Origin of the sequence: Nostoc sp. UHCC 0252 (assembly GCF_034931145.1) — a bacterium.
GTDB lineage: Bacteria > Cyanobacteriota > Cyanobacteriia > Cyanobacteriales > Nostocaceae > Nostoc.
In genome coordinates this window covers 20,251-46,709 of sequence record NZ_JAYGHE010000035.1, presented here as the reverse complement: position 1 = coordinate 46,709, position 26,459 = coordinate 20,251, and the positions used below count along the sequence as shown (strand labels likewise).

The following is a 26,459-nucleotide window of genomic DNA, read 5'->3' as shown; positions in this document are numbered from 1 at the left end:
AAGATTTATAAGTTATGAGTTATGAATAAAACTTCCAATCACTCTTCACTCCTAACTTCTAACTCAGCACGGGCTAAACGCCCCGCTACCGCTAACAGCACTCAGCACGGGCTAAACGCCCCGCTAACAGCACTCATTTTGCTGATTGGTCTTCCAGGTAGCGGTAAGTCAACTTTTGCAAAAAGAATACTGGCAGAATGCCCCCAGATGTCGCTGATTTCTACGGATGTCATCCGGGGGCAATTGTTCGGTTCCCAAGCCCTTCAGGGGCCGTGGCTGCTGATTTGGCACGAAATTGAGCGGCAATTTCAACAAGCTATTTCTACAGCAAATACAGCCATTTTTGACGCTACCAATGCCCAGCGCCGTCATCGCCGTGAAGTCATTGCTTTAGCCCGGGGATTGGGCTTTACCCAAATTACGGCAATTTGGGTAGATACACCTGTCTGGCTGTGTTTAGCACGGAATAAAAAGCGATCGCGCCAGGTTCCTGAAGAAATTATTTTGCGAATGCACCGTCAACTCCGGGATGCTCCCCCAAGCCTGGAAGAAGGGCTAGACAACCTGATCCGCTTATCAGAAAAATCGGAGTACGGAAATTGCGATCGCACGGTGAGCAAGAACCACACTTGATTTTCTATATTCTTTGTTAATTTAAAATCAGATTCTTTTGCTTGGCACTATACCTAGCAATTAAATATCTGTGATCTTAAAAAAAAACATAACAGTAATTTCTATAGGAGGCTAGTAGATGGCTGCAACCGACTTCAAAGACTATTACGCAATTTTGGGAGTTAGTAAGACTGCCACTCAAGACGAGATTAAGCAAGCCTTTCGTAAACTAGCCCGGAAATATCACCCCGATGTCAACCCAAATAACAAACAGGCAGAGGCACGCTTTAAAGAAGTTAGCGAAGCCTACGAAGTTGTTTCAGATGTAGATAAACGCAAAAAATATGACCAATTCGGTCAATATTGGAAGCAAGCTGGCGAAGGTTTCCCATCCGGCGGTGGCGTTGGTGCTGATATGGGTGGCTTTGACTTCAGTCAATACGGCAATTTTGATGAGTTCATTAATGAGTTGCTAGGACGCTTTGGCGGTGCTGCGCCTCGTGGTGGAGGTGGGCGGCAAAGTTACTCACAAAGTTACTCTTCTTATCGCCCTCCTACAGGTGCTACAAGTGGTTTTGGTGGCTTTAACGATTATGGGTTTCAAGATCCAGGCGCGGGTACTTCCCAGGATAGCGAAGCTATAATCACCCTAACTTTTGCAGAAGCATTTAATGGTGTGCAAAAGCGTTTCAGTTTAGGTAACGAGACAATTGATGTTCGTATCCCATCTGGGGCTAAACCCGGTACTCGCCTGCGTGTGCGGGGTAAAGGTCAAATAAACCCGATGACTCAACAACGAGGCGATTTATACTTAAAAGTCGAACTTCAGTCCCACTCGTTCTTCCAAATGGAAGGCGATAACTTGGTGTGTGAAGTGGCAATCACACCAGATGAAGCTACGCTGGGAGCGTCTATTGATGTACCCACTCCCGATGGTTCAGTTAATGTCAAACTACCAGCCGGAGTGCGTTCTGGACAATCGCTGCGTTTGCGTGGCAAAGGTTGGCCTCTTGCCAAGGGTGGACGTGGCGATCAGTTGGTGAAGGTGGCGATCGCACCACCAAAAGACCTCAGCCAACAAGAGCGGGAATATTATGAAAAAATCCGGGCTATACGTACTTATAATCCCCGCAGTCATTTGCAGCAAGTCAAGCTGTGAAAATTTCGAATTGTAGAAACGGTAAATTTTACCGTTTCTACATTGATTAGGTCTGAGTTTGTCGCGTATTTCTCGCTACAATAACAGACTTAAACGCTTCCATTGCCTCTGGTGTAGACTCGGTAGCTTGCCACGATGGACGTAAAATTAAGCGATCGTGCCAAGCATTTAATTTTGGATATTCACTTAAGGAAATTCCAACACTTGGCAGTACATCTACTACAGTTCCAGCCACAACTTCGGCGAGAGTGAGGTTGTGACTAGCGAAATAAGGGCGATCATCTAATAAATTTTCAAAAAACTTCAGCACTCTGGCAATTCTACGCTGTGCCTTCTCGATTTTTTCTGGATCTGCTCCAGGCAAACCTAATATCTGAGGTAAAAACGTCGTGGCTGCTGGCAAAAGCTCATTTACAGTTACCAGTTGTACCATGCGTGCGATCGCTAAATCCTTGGCATCTTTAGGCAACATCGCAGGCGTGGGGTACTTTGCCTCTAAATAGTCCAGAATTGCCAAAGATTCCACTACATTAAAGCCATCATCCACCAAAGCTGGAATGTGATGAAAAGGGTTAATTGCCAAAAACTCTGGTGTAAACTGTTCCCCATCCAGCTTTATATCTACTAATTCAAATTCAAGTCCTTTTTCCAGCAGAGTAATCCAAACACGGCGGGAGTTAGGAGAAATTGGCGAATGGTAAAGGGTTAACACCATAAAACCTCACAGTTTTATCAGTAGGGTGGGCATTGCCAATTAATTTTACACCTTATACTCAATTAAATTGTTCTAACAAAGTCTCAATACTAGCATTGTGATCCAGAAAAGAGAATAAATGCCAGTAGTTAAGTTTGCCTTCTTTATCTAATACAAACTGGGCTGGTAAAGGCGCTCCTAGTGCTTGTCCTACTTGATAGGTATGAAATACTCGACAACTAGGATCGCTCAACAATGGCATTTTTAAGCCTAAATCCTTCACAACAATTTGACTCTGCCGTTCATCGGTACTAGTAATCATTAAAACTTCTATACCGCGATTTTTAAACTGCTCATAATTCTCATTCAAGGCTTTGATATGAGGAAAACAAAAGGGGCAATATTGTTTTTCAGTAAAGATGCGGGTAAAGGCGAGTAATACTGGTTGCTTGCCTTTATAATCAGACAATTTTACTAAAGTTCCGTTGGTAATATCTGGCAGTTGAAAATCAGGTGTTCCTACTCCCAACCTGAGTTGATGTCTAGCTGGAACTGGTAAAAAATTGCGGAAGAAGCGCTCATTTAATAAGCCACTAAAATCAGTTGAAGTCAACATATTTTTAACCCTAATTATTTGAATACTATTTTAATAAAAAACCACAGATACATACAGAGGTTGACACTGTTTCATGTGTATCTCTGTTTATCTGTGGTTTTCATTGATTTTGCTCTCAACTCCAACAACTTGGATTAGAGTTTGCTAACGAAAGTTAAACAGCAGAGAAGTAAACTTTAGACTTCACTGGATCAGGATTCATTGTCTTATCACCAGGTTGCCAACCAGCTGGGCAAACTTCATCGGGGTGAGATTGAACATATTGAATTGCTTGTAATGTCCGCAGGGTTTCGTCAACGCTGCGACCAAAAGCTAGGTTGTTGATGGTAGCGTGCTGTATGATACCATCTTTATCGATGATGAACAGACCACGCAAGGCAATACCAGCTGCTGGATCAAGAACGTTGTAAGCGGCGCTAATCTCTTTCTTGATGTCTGAGACTAGAGGATAATTTAAGTCGCCAACACCACCAGACTTCCGATCTGTTTGAATCCAAGCTAGGTGGGAGAATTCACTGTCAACGGAAGCCCCAAGGACTTCGGTATTGATTTTCTTGAATTCTTCGTAGCGATCGCTAAATGCTGTGATTTCAGTAGGGCAAACAAAGGTAAAGTCTAGTGGGTAGAAAAATAGGACGACATACTTACCGCGATAATCGGAAAGTTTTATTGTCTTAAATTCCTGATCTACTACAGCCGTTGCTGTGAAATCGGGAGCTTGTTGGCCAACGCGGAGGCTTCCTTCGGTTCCGTAAGTAAGGGACATTAACCTAATTCTCCTTTATCGGTTTAATAGCGTTGAAATACGGGTCAAGTAAAACTCGCCCATCCACGCTCTCACAGTTTAATTACGATCTGTTACGACTATATCATACTCATAACGATTTTGAGTAGCCAATGCCTGATTTAGATACAAGAGAATGGTTGCTTACCAATGGCTTAGGAAGTTTTGCCAGTGGAACAATTTCTGATGTCCGCACACGCACTTATCACGGTTGGCTATTTAGCGCTACAAACCCACCTTCTGGGCGAACTCTGCTGTTTTCACACCTAGACGCTAGCTTAGAAGTATCCAGGAGCGTTGTAGCACTGGGGACAAATGTTTGGGGTAACGGTCAGATTGAACCGACAGGCTACGAACTGTTGCGTTGTTTTGATATTAACCCAGTTCCGAAATGGATTTGGGGTCGAGATAACTGGCAATTAAGCAGGCAATTGGTGATGCCTTATGGATTAGTGGGGAGCAGGGAGCAGGGAGCAGGGAGCAGGGAGCAGGGGGAAAATTCCTTTCTTCTGCACCCTTCCCCCCACCCCTCTGCCTCTTCTGCCCAATCCCAATTATCCGATCGAACCTTAATCCAATATTGCTATGACGGAAGTGAAACAGCAATTTTACGGCTGCGACTGCTGATAGCAGAACGTGATTTTCACCACCAGCAAACTGCTAGTTCAGGATTACAATTCTCAGAATTGCTTGGACAACAGCAAGTCTGTCTGCAAGCCAAAAAATCAGACAATTTCGGTATCCCTTGGCACTTGCGCTGGACGCAAGGCAAATATCAACCAGATGCAGTTTGGTATTGGAATTATGGATTTTCTGAGGAGACAAAACGAGGATTAGGCGACAAGGAAGACCTCTACAGTCCTGGTTACTTGATAGTCGCACTGCAACCAAGAGATGTGGTAACACTAGAAGCGCGAGTAGGTTTCCCCGACTCAATGGCAGGTGTTCTCACCTCCGCAACCTTTGCAGAAGCCGTGGAAGCCGAGCAAGACCGGCTCTCCCAAATTTTTGGATGGAGAGAGGGAGGCAAAGAAGCAGAAGAGCGAGAGACGCAAAGGGAAGGGTGTAAAGGAGAGGAATTTTCCCCCTGCTCCCTGCTCCCTGCTCCCCTGCTTCTTCCCCACTCCCCACTCTGGCAACAACTACTTAAAGCAAGCGATCGCTTTATCGTCTATCGAGCCTCAATTGCAGACCCCAACCCCACAATCATTGCTGGTTATCACTGGTTTAATGAGCGAGGACGCGACATATTAATCGCCTTACCTGGGTTGGCACTAGTTCCACAGCGCTTTGAACTGGCAAAAAAAGTATTACGGAGTTTTGGGCATTACTGTCGCCACGGTTTGATGCCTAATGCCTTTCCTGATGCCGATGGTGAACCACTTTATAACAGCATTGATGCGGCGCTGTGGTGGATTGAAACTTTAGGGCTTTATTTAGAAGCGACTGAAGACTGGGAGTTTTTGGCAGAGCAATTCCCCATAGTCCAACAAATCCACAAAGCCTTTGTTGGTGGTACACACTACAATATCCAAGTTGATGCTATTGATGGGCTAATTAGTTGGGATGCTCGTGGTGTAGCCCTCACTTGGATGGATGTAGTAATTGGGGCACACCCTGTTACTCCGCGTTACGGTAAGCCAGTGGAAATCAATGCGCTGTGGTATTCAGCTTTATGTTGGCTGAGTCAGTGGGCAGAACGCTTAAGCCAGCTTAATTTTGGCGATCCCGTGCGTCTCACTAAGCAAGCACAGCGTTATGCTTTACAAGCACAAAAGGTTAAAACCTCGTTGCAAAAGTTCTGGAATCCTCAGCTGGGTTATTTGTACGATACTATTGAGCCGGACGATCGCCGGAATTTTCAAATTCGTCCCAATGCGGTTTTAGCGCTGTCGCTGCATCATTGTGGCTTTTCTGTACAGCAAGGATGTCAGGTACTAGATTTGGCAACTATCAGCTTACTTACCCCTTATGGTCTTCGTAGCCTCGATCCAGGAGATCCTGAATACAAAGGCAGATATGAGGGTAATCAAGAGCAACGCGATCGCGCTTACCACCAAGGCACTGTTTGGGCTTGGCTAATTGGGCCATATATTCGGGCTTGGCAACGTTTTTATCCACAACAATCGCTGCCTTTTGATTGGCAACCTCTGCTAGATCACTTCTTATCTAGCGGTTGTCTTGGTTCTATTTCTGAGATATTTGATGGTGATGCACCTCATACACCCAGAGGTGCGATCGCTCAAGCTTGCTCAGTTGCTGAAGTAATTCGCCACATACAAAAATAATTTGTAATTTTATGATTGGCTGGAGTTGTGGCAACAGGGAACTGAGCCGTTTTTAAATAATTATTTACCGTGTTAACGATTAACACTTTTGATATTTTTTAATCATTATTCATCGTCCAATACTATTCAAATTCATCTTCAGTGAGGCTAGATTTTATTGGTTATAATGCTGATAATCAGGAGAGCATAAGCCAAATGTCACCAAAAACTTTTGATATTGCTGACTTATCTGATAATTTAGCTGATTTATTGTCAGATATCCAAAATAATGTTGAAGTTACCCTAACTCATCAGGGTGTCCCTTTGGCAAAAGTTTTGCCTTTGACTCAACCTGACCCTACAGTTACTAAAGTTGATTTAAATGATGCCTTAAAGCCAAGAATTGCGGGTTTTTGGCAGGGAAAAGTTAAGATTGCTAATGATTTTGATGAGACTCCAGAAGAAGTAATTGCAGCGTTTTATGGGGATGAGTAGTGAGTTTTTTGTTAGATACTCATATTTTATTGTGGTTTTTAGAAAATGATTCTAAATTGTCAGATCGGGTGCGAAAAATAATTGCTAATCCTGAAAATGTAATTTTCGTCAGTGCGATTAGTGCTTGGGAGATTTCAATTAAACAGTCTTTAGGAAAGTTAATTGCTCCTGGTAATTTGGAGGAGGCTTTGCGCTTCAGTCAGTTTGAGATTTTGTCTATGACATTGGCACATGGAATAAAGGTTGCTGATTTGCCTCTACACCATAAAGATCCTTTTGATAGGATGTTAATTGCTCAAGCTTTGGTAGAAGGTTTAACAATAATTACAGTAGACCAAAAGTTTAAATTTTATAATGTGCCATTATTCTCTGATGATTTCGGGTAGCTCAAATATGCCAAAACTTCAGAACTCTAGCTTTCTCTAGAATAACTGCTACAGGTTTACTTCATTTTGCTAATTGTTTTTTGGTGCGTAGGCGTAGCCCGTCGTAGACATCGCAATTTTGTCAGAGTATTTGCTCTTAAGTCTGCCTACTTTATCAGTATAGTTTAAGGATGAGCATCATTAAATTATAATTGTCATCAAAATGACCAGATAGGATATCTAACTCAGCTTGATGCGCCTTAATTTCAACAACCACTCTATTTTCGGGAGTGTCAGCTAAATTCAAAGATAAGTATTTCTGATTACCATTGAGCAGAACTCTAGGAAATCTTAATCTTAAACGACCTTGCAAGGCTTCAATTCCAACTTTCATGACTATCACGCTGTTGAATGATCATAGTCATTTCATAGTCATTGGATAGTCAAAGGAGAGTTAAAACAAAGATTCAGCTTCTATGATCACCAATGTACAGAAGCTGAAACTCTTAATATAATCATTCTTTTAAAGTGGCTCAGGTTGGAATTGAACCAACGACCTCAGGCTTATGAGTCCCGCGCTCTAACCAACTGAGCTACTGAGCCATGTATCTTCAAATCATAGACTAGTGTAGCATACAAATTTGCTCAAGACTAGCCCTTTTGCAAATTTCTTACAGCTTTCATTCCTGTTAAGGTCATGAAAGGCAAAAGAGGGAGGTAAACTCCCTCAATTAACAAGGTATAACTTAGTTACAGAAAGCCAAGAAATTATATGCGATCAGGCAACATCGCTATTGGGTTAACAGCACCCTTGCCTGATTTATGGATTTCAAAGTGGGTGTGTGGGCCAGTACTGTGACCGGTGCTACCCATTAAAGCAATTGTTTCTCCTTGATTCACCTGCTGACCAGGTTGCACGAGAATTTTGCTGTTATGAGCATAACGAGTCGTGCTGCCATCAGGATGGCGGATTTCGACTAAGTTGCCATAACCACCATTATTCCAGCCTGCTTTTTCTATCGTACCCTCTGCTGAGGCGACAACTGGCGTACCAGTGGAGTTAGCAATGTCAATTCCTTTGTGCATTCTACCCCAACGCCAGCCATAACCAGAGGTAAGAGTACCTTTTGCCGGCCATGTGTGAGCTACGGTTGAGGAAGATGGAGGAGGTGTAAGTTCGTCAATTGGTCTGGGCAAATACTGATCCACTGCTGCCAAAGGCGGTAATATCTGTGGAGTAACTGTGGTTCCTCGCATCTTTCCTAAAGAGTCAGAGGCATTTACTCTTCCAGAAGGAGTTGCAACTCTTGTGGCAGATTGAGTGCGAGCAGGAGTCCATTGACTAGCAGAACCGAGATTAGGCAAGAACTCTGGATTTACCGCTTCTGTAGGACGTACAGTTGTACGGAATTGGGGCTTAATTGGTTGAGCGCTATAGGTAGCTCTAATAGGTGTAGGAACTGGAATTGGTATTGCTACACTATTTGAACGAGCCACAGTGTTAGGTACTGGGACATTAGGCGTAGAAACAGGAGTAAGCATTGCAGCATTATTAACTTCGCTAGCTGCTGGCACAACTAAATTACCAGCCTGTTGAGCGCGATATTTCTGCTGTAATCTTTGAATTTCCGCTTGCAAGCCCCGCAAACGGTCATTGTTGTTTCCCCTTGCTATCCTATTTGCTGGTGTTTTAGGCTGTTGCATTTGGGCAAAAGCTGTTGGCACTGGAATGTCACCACCAACACCATAAGACTTAGGAGCGGTAGGAGCTACTTCTAACTCGGTGGTACTATTTGCCTGAATCTCATTGTTCGCAATTACCGGTGTAGGGGCGGCAACGCTGCTATTATCGGCAATAGGAGGTGATTGAGGAGTAGGTAGATAGGAGTTGGCACTACCGATGTTCATAGGAGAGGTAGCTACTTTTGGAGTTTTGTTGGACTCTACAAAAGTAGGTTGACTCGCTACAGTGGGTTGAGCCACTATAGTGGGTTGACTTGCTACAGTTACCTCAACTTGACCGGCAGGAATAATTAGTTGTTGACTAATTTTCAGTTCATTTGGATTATTGAGGCTATTTGCCTTAACTAGTTCCGATACTGAAGTATTGTATCTGCTGGCGATCGCTGCTAGTGTATCTCCAGGCTTAACTTCGTAGGTGGTTCGAGCCGAGGACGCAACAACTGTTGGTGTTGCTGGTACTGGTACAATTGCGCTCGTTTGATTCTTCTGTTTTAACTTCGATATCAAGTTCGCTTTGCTTGCATCGTCAGAAGTAATGGGCTGGGCTAATGCAGTTTTCTCAACTCCAGTCGTCGCCTGCGCTAAACCAATATCAGCTTGTGATAAGTTTTCAGTCTCTCCAGACTGCAACTGCGCCAAACTTTTTCTTAATCGATTAGATTTTTCTTGTAAGCGATTCAGTGCAAACTCTTGCTGCGCCTTAAGTTGTGCATTTATTTCACTGTTGACTGCACCAGATGTTGCTACTGTTTGTGGCTGGGCATCCAATAATACGTTTGTACTGCCAACACCATCAGTACTATAGTCGGACAAATTATTGACTGTTGGGAAACTAGTCTCAGCTAATGTGTTGTTCAATCCTTGTGCCACTTGCGGCTTCAGGTTGGTGGAATTTTTATAACTCGCTGTTGCTGGGGAAAATGTTTCTGATGCTGGAAGTTGCAAAGACATTCCATTTGCCGCGACTTGCCATTTAGCTTCAAGCCCAGGCACTTGTGAGACTGCCGTTGGTTCCACGATCACAGGATTTTCCGGCACGCTCGCTGATGAGACTGCTTGGGACTCCAGCTTTGTGGAGGCGAATTTCACCTCAGTGTCAGGAACAGCAGGAATCGTTGTTGCCTTTTGGCTGCCTACTGGCACTGCTGCTTGGGCTTGATCGCTTTGTCGAGTCACCAAAAGGCTGGTTGCTCCCATAGAGATTGCCAAGCCAATCATGGCGGCTTTTGTCCGCACCCGGCGGTTAACTTTTGGATTCATCACATTTAGCAGTTCTACCGGGGCATCATCGCTGTTGGGGTTATTGTTCAACACAGCTTTTACTCTCTTTTTTAATGCTCGTTTCAAAGACGACCTCCTATGATCACTAGCGCTTAACTGACCTTGATTTTTCAGTTGGATACTAGTCAATGATTTAGATCACAACAAATGATAGATCAAGATCACATTCACCAGAGATGCTTACGCAAGATTAACCTGCTTCTCTGATTTAGACAAGTTTACTTGTATTAGCAAAACTTAAAGTTTGCTATGTCTACTTGTCCGAACCACTCCTAACACCACTTAGGACGTTTTACTCTTTACCATTATCCGCGCTTGTCTTGCGTCAATCACGGGGACTAGACAAATGATTTGCCAAGTCCATAGTCGCTGCTGAGAATTAAAATGCTGCGACCCCTGGAAAAGTTATGCCCCCTGCTGTAGATATCTTCAAGATATTTCTACCCAATCAGTCTTCTCAACACGAGACTTTACGTTGATTATTCCCTAAAAAACAACCGTATTAACTATGGGCTACTTTTTAGTTGCTTTCGAGCGTCTTTCGAGCTAAAAAGCTCAAGTGCAGTACATGACTGGACTTTAGCCTTTTTGTTCCTCTTTGAAGATGCTTCAAATTCATCAAAATCTATCATTCAAATTTGGCATTATCTCAAGTTTTATATATAAATTTCTTATAACAACCTTCCTTTCTTTGTAAGTATCTTCCACTACAATTAGCGAATAAAACCAATTTATAGTATATTCTTTTACATATTTTGCCGTAAACAAAAAATCTTCGCTGCCACAATTCTCTTATTGAGATAGATATCTGTGGGTTCTGTAAGTAAATATACTTATAACTGTGAAGGTAAACAACTATTGTAGATAGCCTAACTGACGACGGGTTTCAAATAAGCCAATTGCCACACTCACTGACAGATTCAAGCTGCGAACCCCTGGTTGGCTCATGGGAATATACAGAGTAGCATCGCAATCTGACAAAATTGTTGGTGGTAAACCTGTAGTTTCACTACCAAAAAGTAGCCAATCATCGGCTTGAAATTGAAAGCTGACGTAACTACAATTCCCACCAACGGTATAACCTAGCCATCTGCCACCACGCTCTTGATGTACGATTTTAAAGGCTTCTAGGGATTCATGATAATGCAGCTTGACATAAGGCCAGTAATCCAATCCGGCTCTTTTGAGGTAGCGATCGCTAATTTCAAATCCCAAGGGCCCTACTAAATGCAACTCCGTACCTGTTGCGGCACAAGTACGGGCAATATTACCTGTATTAGGAGGAATTTGTGGGTTAACTAAAACTACCTGGGGCATTGTCCGTATAATCTGCGTATTGTATAAAAAAATTTATTCTTAATGTTAAATCTACCAAAGGGTAGAGGCTATTCATAGGTTTTGTTAATAATAATCAAGCATCATCTATCGATTAGATTTTTAAAACAATAACACAAACCCTCCCAGAGCAATGCCTGAGAGGATATTTAGCTAAAATTGGTAAATATTAAGTTTTGTGTAGAAAACCTAAGTGCTTGTATTTTTTAGGGCTAGTGTCTCCCATAAAGTCAGCATTGTTAAAGACATGAGATGCTGACAGGAGTAGGAAAGAGGCAGAAGGCATGGGAGGTAAAAAAGGTAATGACTTACTGCAACTTCTCACCTATAAAACTAGGACTTACGCAAAACTATATCTGTAGAGGCAATTTATGAATTGTCTTAAAAAGAAAATTTTCTTTTCGGCTATTGTTATGCGTCAGTCCTAACCTACTCCCCTACTCTTAACTCCCTGCTACCATTGCAGGCATCAACACCGCATCAATAACATGGATCACGCCATTGTCTGCCAAAATGTCTGTTTTGAGAATATTCGCGTTATTCACCTTAATTTTGCCGTCGGCAGATTCAATGCCTACAATTGACCCCTCTAAGGTTTCTGCCTCATTAATCTGTAGCAAATCATCAGACCTAACATCCCCACTAGCGACATGATACGCCACAACTTTCTGAAGCTTGGGGATATCTTTGAGTAGCGAATCTAAAGTTCCTTCTGGCAGATTGGCAAAGGCTTCGTCAGTTGGTGCAAATACTGTGAAAGAACCAGGACTCTTAAGAATTTCTAGGAGATTTGCAGCTTTAGCAGCCTTCACCAGAGTATTGAAGTTTCCCGCACTGAGAGCAGTTTCCAGAAGGTCAGCCATAAGTTATGTGTCAGGTAGTATTATAAGTAACTTATAAATTGACTGAAAGTTCTTAGCCTCTATCAATAGAGAGGTGCTGGCGATTAATTAAATATAAAGCAGCAGATTTATCAGTACTGCTACACTGGGGAATGACCCCAAGAACCACTGAATTATGCTAAAGCGTTCTAAGTTCGAGACAACTCAGTCTCAGATTATGCATCGTGCTGAGGATCTGATTAGTGCAGCCTCAAATCGTTACCGCATTACGGTTCAGGTGGCAAATCGTGCTAAACGTCGGCGTTATGAAGACTTTGAAAATAACGAAGATGCGATGATGAAGCCAGTGCTAAGGGCAATTATCGAAATGTCCGATGAATTGACTCAGCCAGAGATTATTGGCGAATTATAAAAACATAAACGAGTTGAGAGTGCTGTTAGCGTTAGCGGGGCGTTTAGCCTCGGCTGAGTAAAAATGCAATTTGATAGCACTCTCATTTCAAAATATCGTTCTATGAGCAAGAAAAAAATTCTACCTAGATCAATTCTCTCAAAACTCGTAACTCAGCACAGGCTAAAGGCTCCGCTACTGCTAATACCATTACTACTTTCCTTAATGGTAATGAGTGTAATTGTTTTTGGTTCAGGGGCGGATAAATCACTACATAGAAATTTATTTAGTATTCAACCTGCTTCTGCTCAAAGAATCACTCCTAGCGATGTTTGGCAGGTTGTTTATCAGCAATTGCCAGATTTACCACGGGAAAACAAGTATATCAGTAGAGAAAATGGGAAAGTTGACGAAAACAACACCCTAGCAAATCGTTTAATTAGATATCACGTTTATACCAAAGGGCGTGCCCCAATTTATCGCTTGGATTGGAAGCTGACTTTAGCTGATTACCTGGGTGCGAATGAAATTATGTATGATACTACCTATCCGGGGAATGATTCACTACGGGAAAATCCTATTAATGGTGATAAAGCTGCGATCGCACGTCTCAACCGCAGTCAAAGAGATGCCCTAGTGCAAGTCCTAGTTAATATATTTAATCCTACTTCCCAAAATACCCAATCCCCTAGCCCTAACACCGTACCTATTCCTAGTACATCGACTACCCCACAGTTACCCCAACGAGGAGGTGCTGAACTACTGAAATAGTGGAATTAGAAGTTATGGAACGTGTTATAAAAACCGGATCTGGTTGGCGTATTGGCTGGAATCCTGATGCAACTGAATTTCAAGGTTTAGTTGGTACAGATAATTGGGCAATTGAGTTAACCGAAGCCGAGTTGAATGATTTTTGCCGTCTGCTGGCACAGTTAGCAGACACTATGAAGCAACTCGCAACTGAATTAATGGAAGAGGAAAAAATTGCTTGTGAAGCTGAAAGCGATTTATTATGGATGGAGGTGGAAGGCTATCCTCATGATTACAGTCTGCGTTTCATCTTGAATACTGGGCGAGGTGTAGAGGGTAAATGGGATGCTTCTGCTGTTCCAGATTTGCTGCAAGCTGCTGGGATGCTTAAAGTTTTTTAAAGTTGCCTATTGATTTTCCTAGAGTTTTGTTATATGATAGTAATTCTGACCGGGGCGTAGCGCAGCTTGGTAGCGCGCCACTTTGGGGTAGTGGAGGTCGTGGGTTCGAATCCCGCCGCTCCGATTGATGATAAGCCATGCCTGCTAGTCTTTTCAAAAGATTAGCAGGTTTTTCAATATCTACAAGACGCGATAAATCGCCGTCTCTACAAGGGTTTTGGTCTTTTCTAAACTGTATTGACATAAAATTAGGATTTATATCATATCCGAGTAATTAGTTGTCATTACGAATGAAGTGAAGCGATCGCAACTCTTGGAGAGGCTACGCGAACGTTCTACTTGGTTGCGATCGCAGTCACATATCATCTCTACTTTTTGTCAGCATCTCCTGTGATCTGAACGAGTTGATGGAGGTTATCACCACTGATGTGATATGCTCCGCCAAAACCAACTACAAAACGACCTTCAGTAGGAGTTAGCTGGAAAATCCGAAAGTCAGGCAAGCCACGCAAAACCTCGATAATTTGACCAAACCGCCCTTGAAATTGCCCGACAATTTGATTCCACTTGTCGGTTTCACGCTCGATTAAAGTTGCGGTACAATCAAAACTCAAACGACGACGGGCAAAAATTAGATTACTCTTGGCTTCATCTTCGATAAATAAGACACTAACATGAGGATTAGCATAGAGATTTTTGGTATGAGTTGAAAGACCACTGACGTAAATATAGATATTCTTGGAATCATCCATTACAAAGGGAGCATAACTAGCATTAGGTTGTGCTTGAGCGCTTACAGTACTAATAATTACACTCTCAAATTCTTCGGGAAACTTTTCGTACTCAGCTTGAATGTCTTCAAGTTTGCTCATAAGTAAATTACCGTTTGATTAGGAACACATAATTAAGTATCCTACGTAATTGAGTGATTCTGGAGTAATGAGTAATGAGTAAATACCCATTTTTCATCCACTCATTACTCCTTACTCATTACTTTAAAGCCCTGCTGGAAACACGAGGTTTTAAACCCATTTTTCTGATAAAGCAAAATTCTGAGTACCGGAGGATTTTGAGAAACAGACATTGGGCTAGACTTAAGAAAGTTATGAGGACGCAAATATGACTGACAAAAATCGTTCTCAATGGGATTTAGGCAGGTTTATCGAAACCCTGACTTACTTTGAGGTAATTCCTTTTCTTAACTGGGTACAGCAGTTAATCCAAGGTCGTCCCAAGGATAATCAAGATAGACCCAATGGAGGGAGAAACGTGGGTGTAATACTTGTAGCAGGTGCAACAGGTGGTGTAGGTAAACGAGTGGTGCAGCGATCGCTCCAACAGGGTTATAAAGTTCGCGCCCTAGTTCGAGATATTGACAAAGCGCGGTCAATTCTTGGTAATGATATAGACTTAGTAGTTGCGGATATCACACAACCAGAAACCTTAACTCCTTTAGTTATGGCTGATATTCAAGCTGTAGTTTGTTGCACAGCAGTGCGCGTACAACCAGTAGAGGGAGACACACCAGATAGAGCCAAATATAATCAAGGTGTTAAATTTTACCAGCCAGAAATTGTTGGCGACACTCCAGAAAATGTCGAATATCAAGGTGTCAAAAACTTAGTCCAAGCGGCTGCAAAATATCTACCCCAAGCAAACGAAAAATTAATATTTGATTTCACCAAGCCATCAGCAGAATTGAAAGATAACTGGGGGGCGTTGGATGATGTCGTCATGGGTGGCGTGAGTGCTAGTAATATCCAATTAGTAGAAAATAAAGCTTTATTTGCGGGTAATGTCTCCACCGCTAATTCTGGCGGATTTGCTTCTGTAAGAACTAAAAATTTTGATCCACCTTTCAACTTATCAGGTCATGAAGGTGTGAAATTGCGCGTCAAAGGTGATGGTCAGCGTTATAAAATCTTCCTACGAACAGATACAAAATGGGATGGTATTGGCTATAGCTATTCTTTTGATACAGTAGCTAATACCTGGATAGATGTTCACATTCCATTTGCAGATTTGATTCCCGTCTTTCGGGCAAAAACTGTCAAAGATGCGCCGCCAATTGAGCAGAGTAGAATTTGTTCATTCCAACTGATGTTGAGCAAATTTGAACATGATGGGGCTTTGAATCCAAAATTTTCTCCAGGTGGTTTTACTTTGGAGTTGGAATCAATTAAAGCTTATGGCGGGACAACTTTTCCACAATTTATTTTAGTCAGTTCAGCAGGCGTGACTCGTCCTGGCCGCCCTGGCATTAATTTAGATGAAGAACCGCCAGCAGTGAAATTAAATGACCAATTGGGAGGAATTTTAACTTGGAAGTTGAAGGGAGAAGATAGTTTAAGAGAAAGCGGAATTCCTTATACGATTATTAGACCTTGTGCTTTAACTGAGGAACCAGGGGGTAAGGAATTAATATTCGAGCAAGGTGATAATATTAAGGGCAAAATCAGCCGTGAGGATGTGGCAGAACTTTGCGTGCAAGCGCTTAAACTAGCAGAAGCTTGTAATGTCACTTTAGAGGTAAAACAGGCAGAGTATACTGTTAAGTATATCGATTGGCAGAAGCTATTTTCTAATTTAGTAAAGGATAAATAAGTTAAGTGGCTATAGATCTTTACTCTGTAGCCATACTAACAGATGCTGTCTAAATAGATTAAATAGATTGTTATGAAAAAAATCCAAGTGCTAATACTTGCTGGGATTTTAGCAACAATTATCTGGGGTGGGTTATTGGGAAACACTGCTTCATCGCAGCAAGTGAACTCCCGCATCTACAACCTGGAAGCGGACTTGAATCGTGTCGAGTCACGATTAAATCAGATAGAGTCTCAACTCGGTCGAGGTCGCCAATCTCCATCCCGAAGAACAACACTTACCCCACGACAATCAAGTGGTTCCAGAGGGAATTTATCACAGCAAGATCCGATGTTTGATCGGTTGGCAACTTTGGTGGTTGAATTGAAGCAACAAGTCAATAAATTAGAGGCGCGAGTTGCTAAATTAGAAACTCGCTGAATATTTCAATTCGTAATTCATAATTTTTAATAAAAGATGGGTAAGGATGATCGATTTTTAGTAGTAGGTTGGGTTGAGCGGCAGCGAAACCCAACAAACCCTAACTGTACTGTATTGTTTTATAGAAGCAGTTTTATTGATTACACAGTGTAATACCAATTCTGTATGAAGATGCGCTTAATAGTGCAAGAAATAAAGAACGAACCGCCAAGTACGCCAAGTACGCCAAGAAATAAGAAATTAAGAGATTTGGCACAGCTTCACAAAGAAACGGTGTAAGCTGGCTTCAATTTTCGCAGGAAGTTAAGCATGGCTGAAATCACAGTATCCGGCGACTCAATTAAGAAGCCATGACCCCCACGTTCGAGGATTACAAGTTCAGCGTTAGGAATGCCTTGAGCAAGTTGCCGGGAAAATTTTAGCGGGGTAAGAATGTCTTGTTTCCCAACTAGAACTAGGGTAGGACAATGAATTTGTTGAAGGCGGTCTGTTGTGTCGAAGTCAAGCATAGCTCGGCTGTGATGATGGAGTGAATGAGCCTCTGGTGGGAAAGGATATCTGATTGCAAATTCAATTAGACCTTCAATCATTCCAGGAATCGAGTAGAAGGTATCTGTAAATATCCAGGGTAAGATGACTTTTTCGTAAAGTTTCAAGTCTACATTACCGCAGAGATCGCCCCAAGTCTCAATGATGCTGTTAAATAATCCATCACCTTTTGCCAAGGATGAAAGTAGCATCAGACTTTGTACTTTTTCAGGATGTGCTAACACTAACTCTTGCGCTATCTGACCACCCATTGAATGACCTGCTAAATGCACCTTATCGATCGCAAGATGATCGAGCAATGCAGCAACGTCATTAGCCATCTGCTTCAGATTATAGGGCGTTTCGGGGGCAGAACTTCGCCCCATACCTCGGTTGTCTAAACGAATAACTTGATATTGCGAAACTAGCGATGGCATGAGCAGTGACCAATAGGCATGATCGCAAAGGAAGCCAGCTATTAATAGCAAAGGCTCACCCGTTCCCTTAATGTCGTAGAACAAATCAATCCCGTTAATCTGAATCTTTGGCATAGTCAATAATTTTTTGCAGTGGCTGCGATCGCCATTAGTTCCCCGAACATGGTACCATCCATACTTTGCGTAAATGTAGATGCTATATACAAGTCGGATAATCCTAGCTAGCCTGAACAAGTTGTGTAGCTTCTGGAATTTCAATCAATGAATAAGTTTCACATCGCAAAAAGTCCCCAGCTTTAGGTTGCTAGGGACTAATTACTTTCGGTTCGTCAACGGATTTACTGATTTAGCAGCCCGATAGCCATCTCAAGGTGCATTTTAGCTTTGTGCAAGTTTAGTAAACTCTCTTGGTCATATCGGTCAGGGTAGCTCATAGCTTTGCGCTCTAAAGTTATCCTAATTAGTGCCGCTTGTTCATCAGTGGGGGAGTTCATCTCATCTACGACCCCTTCGAGGAATTGAATTACACTGAAGCCTGGTGATTTTAACCCTCGTCCTTGCCTTAATTGAGAGAGTGCTATCTGTGGGAATGCCATCAAGGTGACAATCCAACTAGTCTTGTACCCTCCATTCCCAGTAGGCTTTAATCCGTAACGCCTGCACAAGTCTCTCAACTCAGCAGTGGTTTTGATTTCGAGTTCTGACCTTGTGAACATAAAATAGAATTACCCATTTGTAAAAGTGGTATCGGTGGATGCAAACTTTACCAGGGTGAACATCCACCAACTAAACATTTTCCACTGGTAGGCATGTGGAAAATCTTATTATTTATATTTCTATACAAATGACCAAGAATAAGGGCAAGCCAGAGAATCTAAAACCGTTCACTACAGACAGAGAAGAAGCCTTAACCGAAAGATTAAATTTACGTATCACTAAGACAATGAAAGAAGAAGTGCAGCAACAAGACGACCCTCCTGAGTTTTGCAGAGAAGCTATTCAGAAAGCACTGGATGAGAAAAAAGGTAAGTAGTGAAAGTTTATTTCTGCCTACTTCGCCAAGTGCAGATGTACGCGCAAAATTCCTTGAATCACCTCTTGCACAGCTTCTTTACTCAAGCTGCCATCTACCCGAACAATTCGTGAGGGATGGGATGCTGCTAAATGTGCGTATCCTTGCTGAACGCGGCGATGAAAAGCGATCGCTTCTTGTTCAATGCGGTCTAATCCTACTCCATCTCCCCGTTTGCGGGAAAGTCCGACTTCGACATCGACATCTAACCAAATAGTTAAGTCACTTTCTAAACCACCAGTGGCAATATTATTAAGCTGATTGATTAAACTCATATTCAGACCGCGACCATATCCTTGGTAGGCAATGGTAGAGTCAGTGTAGCGATCGCATAAAATATATTTCCCTGCTGCGAGATTTGGCTTGAGTTCTTGTTCCACGTGTTGCGATCGGTCAGCAGCATATAATAAAAGTTCTGTCACTTCTGCAACTGGTTTATCCTCTGCCTTCTCTAGTAGCAAGCGGCGAAGATGTAAGCCTAACTCCGTTCCCCCTGGTTCACGAGTTACCACCACAGAAACACCCAAACTTTCCAACCACTGGGAACAAAGCTGCATTTGGCTGGTTTTGCCGCAGCCTTCCACCCCTTCAAATACAATTAATTTGCCACCCATGCTTTTTAAAGTTCGCTGACGCTTGATCAAGAATAGCGTGAAGTGTTACAGGCGGATGAGATGCTTATCCCACAATCAGTAGTTATAGCGCTTCTCGAATGCAAGCAATACATTTCATCTCTCCTTTTAGGCTACGGTGTACACACAAGTCTCTTGATCTGCACGTTTGTTCTACCGTAGCCTTTATAAAGGGAGGGGTAAGAAATATTTGATACATCAATTACGACTTTTCAAACATCCTCTTAGAGCTATTTCGTAAATTTTGATGATTATACAGGAAACAGAGTAATGTTGAAGGTTTTTGCTGACCGTGGTGGTACATTCACAGATATTGTTGCTGTTACTAATAATCAAGCAATTATCGATGGAGTTTCAAAATATCCCGAAAGTTTTTTAATTGTCCCTCTGCCTAATCAGCAATGGATTATAGTCTACAAACTACTTTCAGAAAATCCCGAACAATATCAAGATGCAGCCATCCAAGGTATTCGAGATATTATGGGTATTGCTAGCAACAAAGCCATTCCTACTGAAGCGATAGAAGTAGTAAAAATGGGGACAACGGTAGCAACAAATGCTCTGTTAGAAAGGAAAGGCGATCGCGTCGTTCTTCTCATCACTAAAGGCTTTAAAGATGCGCTACGAATTGGCTACCAAAACCGTCCTAACATCTTTGCTCGTCATATTGTTTTAGCAACCATGCTTTATGAGCAGGTGATTGAAATAGATGAACGTTATGATGCTAATGGAATTGAATTAATACCCATAAATATTGAACAAGTCAAAAGTGACCTACAAGCAGTTTACCATACAGGGATTCGCAGTTGTGCTATTGTTTTTATGCACAGCGATCGCTATCCCGATCATGAACAAAAAATAGCCCAAATCGCGCAAGAAATCGGCTTTACACAAATATCTGTATCTCATCAAGTTAGTCCGTTAATGAAATTAGTTAGCCGAGGAGATACAACAGTAGTCGATGCTTATTTAACTCCGATTCTACGCCGCTATGTAAACCAAGTAGCGAGTCAGTTACCTAGAGTAAAATTAATGTTTATGAAATCTGACGGCGGTTTAGTTGCAGCACAACAATTTCAAGGCAAAGATAGTATTTTAAGTGGCCCGGCTGGCGGTATCGTCGGCGCAATTCAAACTAGTAAAAGAGCAGGTTTTGACTCAGTTATCACATTTGATATGGGAGGGACAAGTACAGATGTCGCCCACTTTAAAGGAGAGTATGAACGACAACTAGATTCCGAAATTGCTGGGGCGCGGATGCGAGTTCCTGTATTAGCAATTAATACGATTGCGGCTGGAGGCGGTTCAATTCTCTCTTTTGATGGTTCTAGTTATCGTGTCGGCCCTAAATCTGCTGGTTCAAATCCTGGCCCTGCTTGTTACCGACGCGGCGGGCCATTAACGGTTACTGATGCTAATGTGATGTTGGGCAAAATCCACCCACAATATTTTCCCTCAGTTTTTGGCATTGATGGGAATTTACCTTTAGATAAAGATACTGTCATTCAGCAATTTACCCAATTAGCCCAAGATATTCAAGCCGCCACATTCAATCATTGTACTCCCGAACAAGTAGCGGCTGGATTTATTGCGATCGCAGTGGAAAATATGGCGAATGCAATTAAAAAAATCAGTCTGCAACGGGGTTATGATGTTAGCCTATATGTGCTTTGTTGCTTTGGCGGTGCAGGCGGACAAGTTGCTTGTTTAATTGCTGATACCTTGGGAATGAAAAAAATATTTCTTCACCCTTATGCTGGTGTTCTCTCCGCTTATGGAATGGGATTAGCTGATGTTCGGGCGATTAGAGAAGGAGGAGTAGAACAGCCTTTAACCCAAGCATTAATTTCTAAATTAAAGCAGTTAATGGAATATTTAGAAACTCAAGCTAGAAGTGAAATAAATGAAGTTAATGCTCAAACAGAAATAGTAAAAAAAGTTAACTTAAAATATGAAGGAACTAACTCTACCTTAACCGTTAACTTTGCCCATGATGTGGTATTGATGCGGCAAAAATTTGAGAATGAACATAAATCACGTTATGGTTTCATTCAATTAGATAAAACTTTAATTATCGAATCAGCCTCAGTAGAGGTAATTCAGAAAATGGAGACACCCGAAGAACCCTTAATTACTCGTACACGTTCTCTATTTCAACCCCCCGAAGCCGTTGAGGTAGTAAGGATGTTTACTGCTAATAGATGGTATAATACGCCTGTTTACCGACGAGAAGATTTACAACCAGAAGATAGGATTAATGGGCCTGCGATCGTTGTTGAAAAAATTAGCACAATTGTAGTGGAACCTGATTGGCAAGCAATATTAACTGAATATAATCATCTAATTTTACAGCGTCTATAAACTGCTTATACAGCAAGTATTTGTGGTGTCCAGGTTAAAAAACAGCGAGTACCTTTTTGCTCTGTAACTTTTGCACCTAGCCTATCATAAAAACTAAGTCCGCGACTGTTGCGAACATCAGCATTCCAGGCAAGATGGGTACAGTCATTGTCCTTTGCAACTTGAGCTAAATAATTCATTAATGCGGCTCCTGCTCCCTGACTTCTCATATCTTCGTCTACATACAAATCATCAAGCCAGATACTCGGTTGTCCTACAAAAGATGAGTATCTAAATCCATATAAAGCAAACCCAACCACACACTCTGAGGTTTCTGCAAATAAAACATAAGAGAAAGGCACTGTTCCAAAAATTGTTTTACGTATTTTATCCTCAGTAACTTGAAGAACACCAGAATAAGCACCAATCTTTCTATCAAATTCAGACTTCTTTTGGATAAAGGAAAAAATTAGGAATATGTCATCAGGTGTAGTAGACCGAATTTTCATTTAACTACTTTTAATCACTTTAGTAGATAATCTTAGCAAATACAGGACTTACGCAAAATAATGGAAAAACGAACCGCAAAGGCGCAAAGGACACGAAGGAATGAGAGTTTCAGAGAGTTATTTCGTAAGTCCTAAAATAATAGGAGTCAAATATGTACATAACAACTAAACCCGATCCCATTCGTCTAGAAATCTTCAAAAATCTCTATCAGTTTATCGCCGAACAAATGGGAATTGTTTTACAAAATACAGCAACATCTGTGAATATCAAAGAAAGGCTAGATTTCTCCTGCGCTATTTTTGACTCATCGGGATTACTAGTAGCAAATGCACCCCATATTCCCGTACATTTAGGCTCAATGAGTGAAAGTGTCCGCAGTTTAATTAATGATAAAGGCGACACCCTAAAACCAGGAAATGTCTATCTATCTAATAATCCCTATAATGGCGGAACCCACCTTCCCGACGTAACTGCAATTACCCCTGTTTTTGTAGAAAGTAATGAAAATAATCCATGCCCCATACCCCTATTTTTTGTTGCTTCTCGTGGACATCAAGCAGATATCGGTGGAATTACCCCCGGTTCAATGCCTCCTCACAGTACCACAGTAGAAGAAGAAGGAATTCTTTTTGATAATTTTCTCTTGGTTGAAGATGGCTGTTTCCGAGAAGCCGCAGTAAGACAGCATCTTTCAAATCATATTTATCCTGCTCGTAATCCTGACCAAAACATTGCTGATTTTAAGGCACAAATTGCCGCCAACGAACGAGGAGGACAAGAGCTTTATAAAATGGTTTTACAATATGGAATTGAAACTGTTCGAGCTTATATGAAGTTTGTCCAAGCAAATGCTGAGGAGTCAGTCAGAAAAGCTATCAATCTTCTTAAAAATGGCTCGTTTACTTATGAAATGGATAATGGAGCAATAATTCAAGTAAAAGTGACAATTCATCAAGAAAGCCGCAGCGCTACCATTGATTTTACTGGCACTTCTCGACAACTAAATAGTAATTATAATGCTCCTAAAGCTGTTACTCAAGCCGCAGTCTTATATGTCTTTCGGACTTTGGTTGATGATAATATTCCTCTGAATGCCGGGTGTCTTAACCCTCTAGAAATTATTATACCGAGCGGCTGTATGCTGAATCCAATTTATCCAGCAGCAGTGGTAGCGGGTAATGTAGAAACTTCTCAAACAATTGTTGATGCTTTATATGGCGCTTTAGGTGTCATGGCTGCTTCTCAAGGAACGATGAATAATTTTACTTTTGGAAATGAGCAATATCAATATTATGAAACTATCTGCGGCGGCTCAGGAGCAGGAAGTGATTTTGATGGAACTGATGGTGTTCATTCTCACATGACTAACTCCCGTTTGACCGATCCAGAAGTTTTAGAAACCCGTTATCCTGTACTTTTAGAAAGCTTTAGTCTTCGTTCCAATAGTGGTGGTAAAGGGCAATATTCCGGTGGTAATGGAGTTGTCCGCCGCATCCGATTTTTAGAACCTATGACAGCTAATATTCTCTCAGGACATCGAGTTATGCCTCCCTTTGGATTAAATGGCGGAGAGACAGGAAAAGTAGGACGAAACTGGATACAACGTCTGAATGGAATTGAAGAGAATTTAGACAGCACAGCAACAGTAGAGATGAAACCTGGGGATGTTTTTGTAATAGAAACTCCTGGAGGAGGAGGCTTTGGGTAATTCGTAATTATAGGACTTAGATAAAATATCTCTCAAACTCTTATCTCTCTGTGTTCTCTGCGCCTCAGTGGTTCGTTACATAACTTTTGCATAAGTATTAAATTACTCTTATATCAGGGTTTTTGATATTTCAAAAGGGTAGCTTATTTACGCTGTGCTGTACTAAAGCAATCCTATTTAAATTGTGAAAACTATCGAACCGCCAAGTCGCCAAGATGCCAAGAAAAGAAACAGAGAATTTCACAAATGATTTAGGATTGCTATAGCAACTTTTTACTCTCAAAATTATCTATTTATGATACTAATGGGCAAGATATTTTATCTGTAATAACACTTGTCAATCCAAATTCGTATTTCTTCTTCAGAACCAAAACAGGCAGAGCGTCCTGTTATTGGATCGTAGGCGTGCCAACAAGAAATGTTACCACGTCGGTCTGATTCCTGCCATACTTGCAGATCAGAACCACTAGCCATCCAATTAACAAAATGTTGCCAATATTTTTGTAAATTTAACAAAACATTAAATTTATTCATAGTGAAAGCACCTGATAAACAGTGAACTATTAGTTTTACTTTTACGTAATAATTGACAACTGAGAAGGTACAGTTTTGGCAGATTTAATCTAGTACAGTTAAACCGCATTCCAGCTGGTATAGTAAAAAAACTCTCAACTGTACTAGGTAAAGTTGGTAGAAATAGTTTATATTGCCAATATTGATGATTATTTAGTCATTGACAAGTGCGCCATAATGAACATTTTATTAGAACGGCAATCACCAAAACCGATTTATTTGCAGATCCGCGATGCCTACGGCGAGCTACGCTAACGCATCAGTCATCTCATTAAATCTGGCGCACTCAAAAGTGGCGATCGCCTCCCTTCTATCCGTTCTCTGGCAGAAAGTTTACAAGTTAACAAACTTACGATTATTGAAGCATATAACGTTTTAGAAGCAGATGGAATTGTTTCTGCTCGTCAAGGTTCAGGATATTTTGTCAGCACCATTTCTCTCAATAGCGCCAACCTAGAATCTAAATTTGCTCCAGCGCAAAATGTCATAATTACAAAATCAGGAAAGTGTTCTTTTTATGATATGTACACTCCACTGGTGCAAGCACAAACACAGCCAGGAATAATTAATTTTGGCTATGGTTATCCTCGTCCACCAAAAGATATTAACCTCATTGCTAGACGAGCGCTAAGACAAGATGATGCTGATATTTTCTTTCCTCACGAGATGCCTCAAGGACAACTAACTCTGTGCAGACAAATTGCTCAAATGCTAGTACATCAAGGATTAGAGGTTTTTCCCGAAAATTTAATTATTACTAATGGCTCTCAGCAAGGGTTGTCATTAGCGATGAATTATTATGTCCAACCTGGTGATTGGGTGATTGTGGAAGCTCCCACTTATTATGGTGCAATTTCTATTTTAGAAAACTTAGGAGCTAAGATTATTGGTATTCCCATGACTGCGGAGGGAATGAATTTAGATTTATTAGAGCAATATCTCCACAGCCACCGCCCGAAATTAATTTATACGATTAGTACGTTTCACAATCCAACTGGATTGACAACTACACAAAATCATCGTCAACAATTACTAGCATTAGCTGAAAAATATGAATGCCCAATTTTGGAAGATAATGCTTATGAAGGAATAAATTTTGATGCAGTACCAGCACCAATTAAAGCTTTAGATAAAAATAATTTGGTGACTTATTTAAGCACCTTTTCTAAAACTTTAATGCCTGGATTACGAGTTGGCTATATGGTTGTTACAGGGAAGCATTATCAGGCAATTATTGAGCGGAAGTTGCTCCACGACTTGCATACATCCAGTATTTCGCAAACCATAGTTAGCGAATATCTCGCTTCAGGACATTATCGCCGTCACCTCAGCCGACTTCGCACAGATAATCTGCAAAGTCGTAATACCATGCTGCAAGCTTTGGAACGTTATTTTCCTGAAGAGATTCGGTGGACAGTTCCCACGGGTGGATTATTTCTCTGGGTACAGTTACCAGATGATTTCCCGATTGGGACAATTCGTAACGAAGCCTTTGCACAAAATGTTTACCTGGCGTGTGGTTCGGCGTTCTTCCCCGATAAGCAAGGTTATCCAGCGATGCGTCTAACTTTTTGTCTCTCGCCAGAGGAAATTGAGCAAGGTATTTCGATTGTGGGTAAGTTGCTGAAAAAGTATATTTCTAGAGAATGCGTAGATACAAAGCCGCTTGTCGTCAACCGTCGCATATCTCATTATCAACCGCTTGTTCACAGTTCGTAGGTTGCATAGATGTCCTAATGTACTTTGTACTACACATTTTGTAATGATAAATTACTGCTCTACATTTGTTTTTGTAGTAGTAAATATGATGCGTTAAGTATAGTATAAACACATCTCTACACATGATATAAACCGTGGTTTAAATTTTAAATCTCCCTTTAAAAGGGAGATTATATCATGT

28 protein-coding genes, 2 tRNA genes and 1 pseudogene are annotated in these 26,459 nt (G+C 41.5%); 17 read left to right on the top strand and 14 right to left on the bottom strand.

Going from position 1 to position 26,459, the window contains the following annotated elements; genetic code table 11:
- Positions 1 to 21 precede the first annotated feature (21 nt).
- Positions 22 to 633, top strand: coding sequence for an AAA family ATPase (locus tag VB732_RS19610; protein WP_323232575.1), 612 nt, complete (start codon positions 22 to 24; stop codon positions 631 to 633).
- 118 nt (positions 634 to 751) lie between these two features.
- Positions 752 to 1,771 carry a DnaJ C-terminal domain-containing protein gene (locus VB732_RS19605; protein ID WP_323232574.1) on the top strand — a complete coding sequence of 340 codons (1,020 nt, stop codon included), beginning with the start codon at positions 752 to 754 and terminating at the stop codon, positions 1,769 to 1,771.
- Between the two features lie 46 nt (positions 1,772 to 1,817).
- Here VB732_RS19605 and VB732_RS19600 read toward each other — a convergent pair whose 3' ends face one another.
- The 3 genes from VB732_RS19600 to VB732_RS19590 form a co-directional block, all read right to left on the bottom strand.
- Positions 1,818 to 2,483, bottom strand: a complete 666-nt coding sequence (locus tag VB732_RS19600) for a glutathione S-transferase family protein (protein WP_323232600.1) — start codon at positions 2,481 to 2,483, stop codon at positions 1,818 to 1,820.
- A gap of 61 nt (positions 2,484 to 2,544) precedes the next feature.
- Positions 2,545 to 3,081: a peroxiredoxin gene (locus tag VB732_RS19595; RefSeq protein WP_323232573.1), complete on the bottom strand. Its 537-nt coding sequence runs from the start codon at positions 3,079 to 3,081 to the stop codon at positions 2,545 to 2,547.
- 154 nt (positions 3,082 to 3,235) lie between these two features.
- A complete protein-coding gene (locus tag VB732_RS19590; protein ID WP_069068387.1) occupies positions 3,236 to 3,847 on the bottom strand; it encodes a peroxiredoxin in 612 nt (203 codons plus the stop codon).
- A 131-nt stretch (positions 3,848 to 3,978) separates the two neighbouring features.
- Between VB732_RS19590 and VB732_RS19585 the strand changes: the two genes are divergently transcribed.
- The 3 genes from VB732_RS19585 to VB732_RS19575 all read left to right on the top strand — a co-directional run bounded on the left by VB732_RS19585 (position 3,979) and on the right by VB732_RS19575 (position 7,013).
- Complete coding sequence (locus VB732_RS19585) at positions 3,979 to 6,153, top strand: amylo-alpha-1,6-glucosidase (RefSeq protein ID WP_323232572.1); 2,175 nt, start codon at positions 3,979 to 3,981, stop codon at positions 6,151 to 6,153.
- Between the two features lie 195 nt (positions 6,154 to 6,348).
- Positions 6,349 to 6,627, top strand: coding sequence for a hypothetical protein (locus VB732_RS19580; protein ID WP_323232571.1), 279 nt, complete (start codon positions 6,349 to 6,351; stop codon positions 6,625 to 6,627).
- Complete coding sequence (locus VB732_RS19575) at positions 6,627 to 7,013, top strand: type II toxin-antitoxin system VapC family toxin (RefSeq protein ID WP_323232570.1); 387 nt, start codon at positions 6,627 to 6,629, stop codon at positions 7,011 to 7,013. Before VB732_RS19580 ends, VB732_RS19575 begins: the two co-directional genes overlap by 1 nt.
- A 154-nt stretch (positions 7,014 to 7,167) precedes the next feature.
- On the opposite strand, the gene VB732_RS19570 is transcribed toward VB732_RS19575, so the two are convergent.
- From VB732_RS19570 to VB732_RS19550, 5 genes are all read right to left on the bottom strand, one after another.
- Positions 7,168 to 7,386 carry an Arm DNA-binding domain-containing protein gene (locus VB732_RS19570; RefSeq protein ID WP_323232569.1) on the bottom strand — a complete coding sequence of 73 codons (219 nt, stop codon included), beginning with the start codon at positions 7,384 to 7,386 and terminating at the stop codon, positions 7,168 to 7,170.
- 135 nt (positions 7,387 to 7,521) lie between these two features.
- Positions 7,522 to 7,595 (bottom strand) — tRNA-Met (locus tag VB732_RS19565).
- Positions 7,596 to 7,760: 165 nt separating this feature from the next.
- A complete protein-coding gene (locus VB732_RS19560) occupies positions 7,761 to 10,082 on the bottom strand; it encodes a peptidoglycan DD-metalloendopeptidase family protein (protein ID WP_323232568.1) in 2,322 nt (773 codons plus the stop codon).
- Between the two features lie 789 nt (positions 10,083 to 10,871).
- On the bottom strand, positions 10,872 to 11,333 hold the full coding sequence (locus VB732_RS19555) for a tRNA (cytidine(34)-2'-O)-methyltransferase (RefSeq protein WP_323232567.1): 462 nt from the start codon (positions 11,331 to 11,333) through the stop codon (positions 10,872 to 10,874).
- 461 nt (positions 11,334 to 11,794) lie between these two features.
- Positions 11,795 to 12,214, bottom strand: coding sequence for a fasciclin domain-containing protein (locus VB732_RS19550; protein WP_323232566.1), 420 nt, complete (start codon positions 12,212 to 12,214; stop codon positions 11,795 to 11,797).
- Positions 12,215 to 12,368: 154 nt separating this feature from the next.
- On the opposite strand from VB732_RS19550, the gene VB732_RS19545 reads away from it, so the two are divergent.
- The 4 genes from VB732_RS19545 (at position 12,369) to VB732_RS19530 (ending at position 13,859) form a co-directional block, all read left to right on the top strand.
- Positions 12,369 to 12,605, top strand: coding sequence for a DNA-directed RNA polymerase subunit omega (locus VB732_RS19545; RefSeq protein ID WP_073645038.1), 237 nt, complete (start codon positions 12,369 to 12,371; stop codon positions 12,603 to 12,605).
- 210 nt (positions 12,606 to 12,815) lie between these two features.
- Positions 12,816 to 13,355, top strand: a complete 540-nt coding sequence (locus VB732_RS19540) for a hypothetical protein (RefSeq protein WP_323232565.1) — start codon at positions 12,816 to 12,818, stop codon at positions 13,353 to 13,355.
- Between the two features lie 14 nt (positions 13,356 to 13,369).
- Positions 13,370 to 13,735: a DUF1818 family protein gene (locus VB732_RS19535; RefSeq protein WP_323232564.1), complete on the top strand. Its 366-nt coding sequence runs from the start codon at positions 13,370 to 13,372 to the stop codon at positions 13,733 to 13,735.
- Positions 13,736 to 13,785: 50 nt separating this feature from the next.
- Positions 13,786 to 13,859 (top strand) — tRNA-Pro (locus VB732_RS19530).
- Positions 13,860 to 14,103: 244 nt separating this feature from the next.
- Here VB732_RS19530 and VB732_RS19525 read toward each other — a convergent pair.
- Positions 14,104 to 14,607, bottom strand: coding sequence for a HugZ family protein (locus VB732_RS19525; protein ID WP_323232563.1), 504 nt, complete (start codon positions 14,605 to 14,607; stop codon positions 14,104 to 14,106).
- A gap of 247 nt (positions 14,608 to 14,854) precedes the next feature.
- Here VB732_RS19525 and VB732_RS19520 point away from each other — a divergent pair, with 247 nt between their 5' ends.
- Together VB732_RS19520 and VB732_RS19515 are read left to right on the top strand one after the other, a co-directional pair.
- Entirely contained in the window at positions 14,855 to 16,339 is a 1,485-nt protein-coding gene (locus VB732_RS19520) for a CIA30 family protein (protein ID WP_323232562.1), read from the top strand.
- 72 nt (positions 16,340 to 16,411) lie between these two features.
- Positions 16,412 to 16,759 (top strand): hypothetical protein, encoded by a 348-nt coding sequence (locus tag VB732_RS19515; protein WP_323232561.1) that lies wholly within the window; start codon positions 16,412 to 16,414, stop codon positions 16,757 to 16,759.
- 260 nt (positions 16,760 to 17,019) lie between these two features.
- On the opposite strand, the gene VB732_RS19510 is transcribed toward VB732_RS19515, so the two are convergent.
- Both VB732_RS19510 and VB732_RS19505 read right to left on the bottom strand, forming a co-directional pair.
- Entirely contained in the window at positions 17,020 to 17,838 is an 819-nt protein-coding gene (locus VB732_RS19510; protein ID WP_323232560.1) for an alpha/beta hydrolase, read from the bottom strand.
- 224 nt (positions 17,839 to 18,062) lie between these two features.
- On the bottom strand, positions 18,063 to 18,440 hold the full coding sequence (locus VB732_RS19505; RefSeq protein WP_322676131.1) for a hypothetical protein: 378 nt from the start codon (positions 18,438 to 18,440) through the stop codon (positions 18,063 to 18,065).
- A gap of 128 nt (positions 18,441 to 18,568) precedes the next feature.
- On the opposite strand from VB732_RS19505, the gene VB732_RS19500 reads away from it, so the two are divergent.
- A complete protein-coding gene (locus VB732_RS19500; protein WP_323232559.1) occupies positions 18,569 to 18,757 on the top strand; it encodes a hypothetical protein in 189 nt (62 codons plus the stop codon).
- 17 nt (positions 18,758 to 18,774) lie between these two features.
- Here the strand turns inward: VB732_RS19500 and tmk are convergent, their stop codons facing one another.
- Positions 18,775 to 19,410: a dTMP kinase gene (gene tmk / locus VB732_RS19495; RefSeq protein WP_323232558.1), complete on the bottom strand. Its 636-nt coding sequence runs from the start codon at positions 19,408 to 19,410 to the stop codon at positions 18,775 to 18,777.
- A 288-nt stretch (positions 19,411 to 19,698) separates the two neighbouring features.
- Here tmk and VB732_RS19490 point away from each other — a divergent pair, with 288 nt between their 5' ends.
- Entirely contained in the window at positions 19,699 to 21,789 is a 2,091-nt protein-coding gene (locus tag VB732_RS19490; protein WP_323232557.1) for a hydantoinase/oxoprolinase family protein, read from the top strand.
- Between the two features lie 5 nt (positions 21,790 to 21,794).
- On the opposite strand, the gene VB732_RS19485 is transcribed toward VB732_RS19490, so the two are convergent.
- Entirely contained in the window at positions 21,795 to 22,277 is a 483-nt protein-coding gene (locus tag VB732_RS19485; RefSeq protein WP_323232556.1) for a GNAT family N-acetyltransferase, read from the bottom strand.
- Between the two features lie 152 nt (positions 22,278 to 22,429).
- Between VB732_RS19485 and VB732_RS19480 the strand changes: the two genes are divergently transcribed.
- Positions 22,430 to 23,986: a hydantoinase B/oxoprolinase family protein gene (locus VB732_RS19480; protein ID WP_323232555.1), complete on the top strand. Its 1,557-nt coding sequence runs from the start codon at positions 22,430 to 22,432 to the stop codon at positions 23,984 to 23,986.
- A gap of 318 nt (positions 23,987 to 24,304) precedes the next feature.
- Here VB732_RS19480 and VB732_RS19475 read toward each other — a convergent pair whose 3' ends face one another.
- The gene (locus VB732_RS19475) at positions 24,305 to 24,520 is read right to left on the bottom strand and encodes a hypothetical protein (RefSeq protein ID WP_323232554.1); all 216 of its coding nucleotides are present in this window, start codon (positions 24,518 to 24,520) and stop codon (positions 24,305 to 24,307) included.
- A 153-nt stretch (positions 24,521 to 24,673) separates the two neighbouring features.
- Between VB732_RS19475 and VB732_RS19470 the strand changes: the two genes are divergently transcribed.
- From VB732_RS19470 to VB732_RS19460, 3 genes and pseudogenes are all read left to right on the top strand, one after another.
- Positions 24,674 to 24,814, top strand: coding sequence for a hypothetical protein (locus VB732_RS19470; RefSeq protein ID WP_323232553.1), 141 nt, complete (start codon positions 24,674 to 24,676; stop codon positions 24,812 to 24,814).
- A 3-nt stretch (positions 24,815 to 24,817) separates the two neighbouring features.
- Positions 24,818 to 24,973 (top strand): annotated as a pseudogene (locus tag VB732_RS19465) (GntR family transcriptional regulator); the annotation flags it as partial.
- 108 nt (positions 24,974 to 25,081) lie between these two features.
- A complete protein-coding gene (locus VB732_RS19460; protein ID WP_323232552.1) occupies positions 25,082 to 26,278 on the top strand; it encodes a PLP-dependent aminotransferase family protein in 1,197 nt (398 codons plus the stop codon).
- Positions 26,279 to 26,459 lie beyond the last annotated feature (181 nt).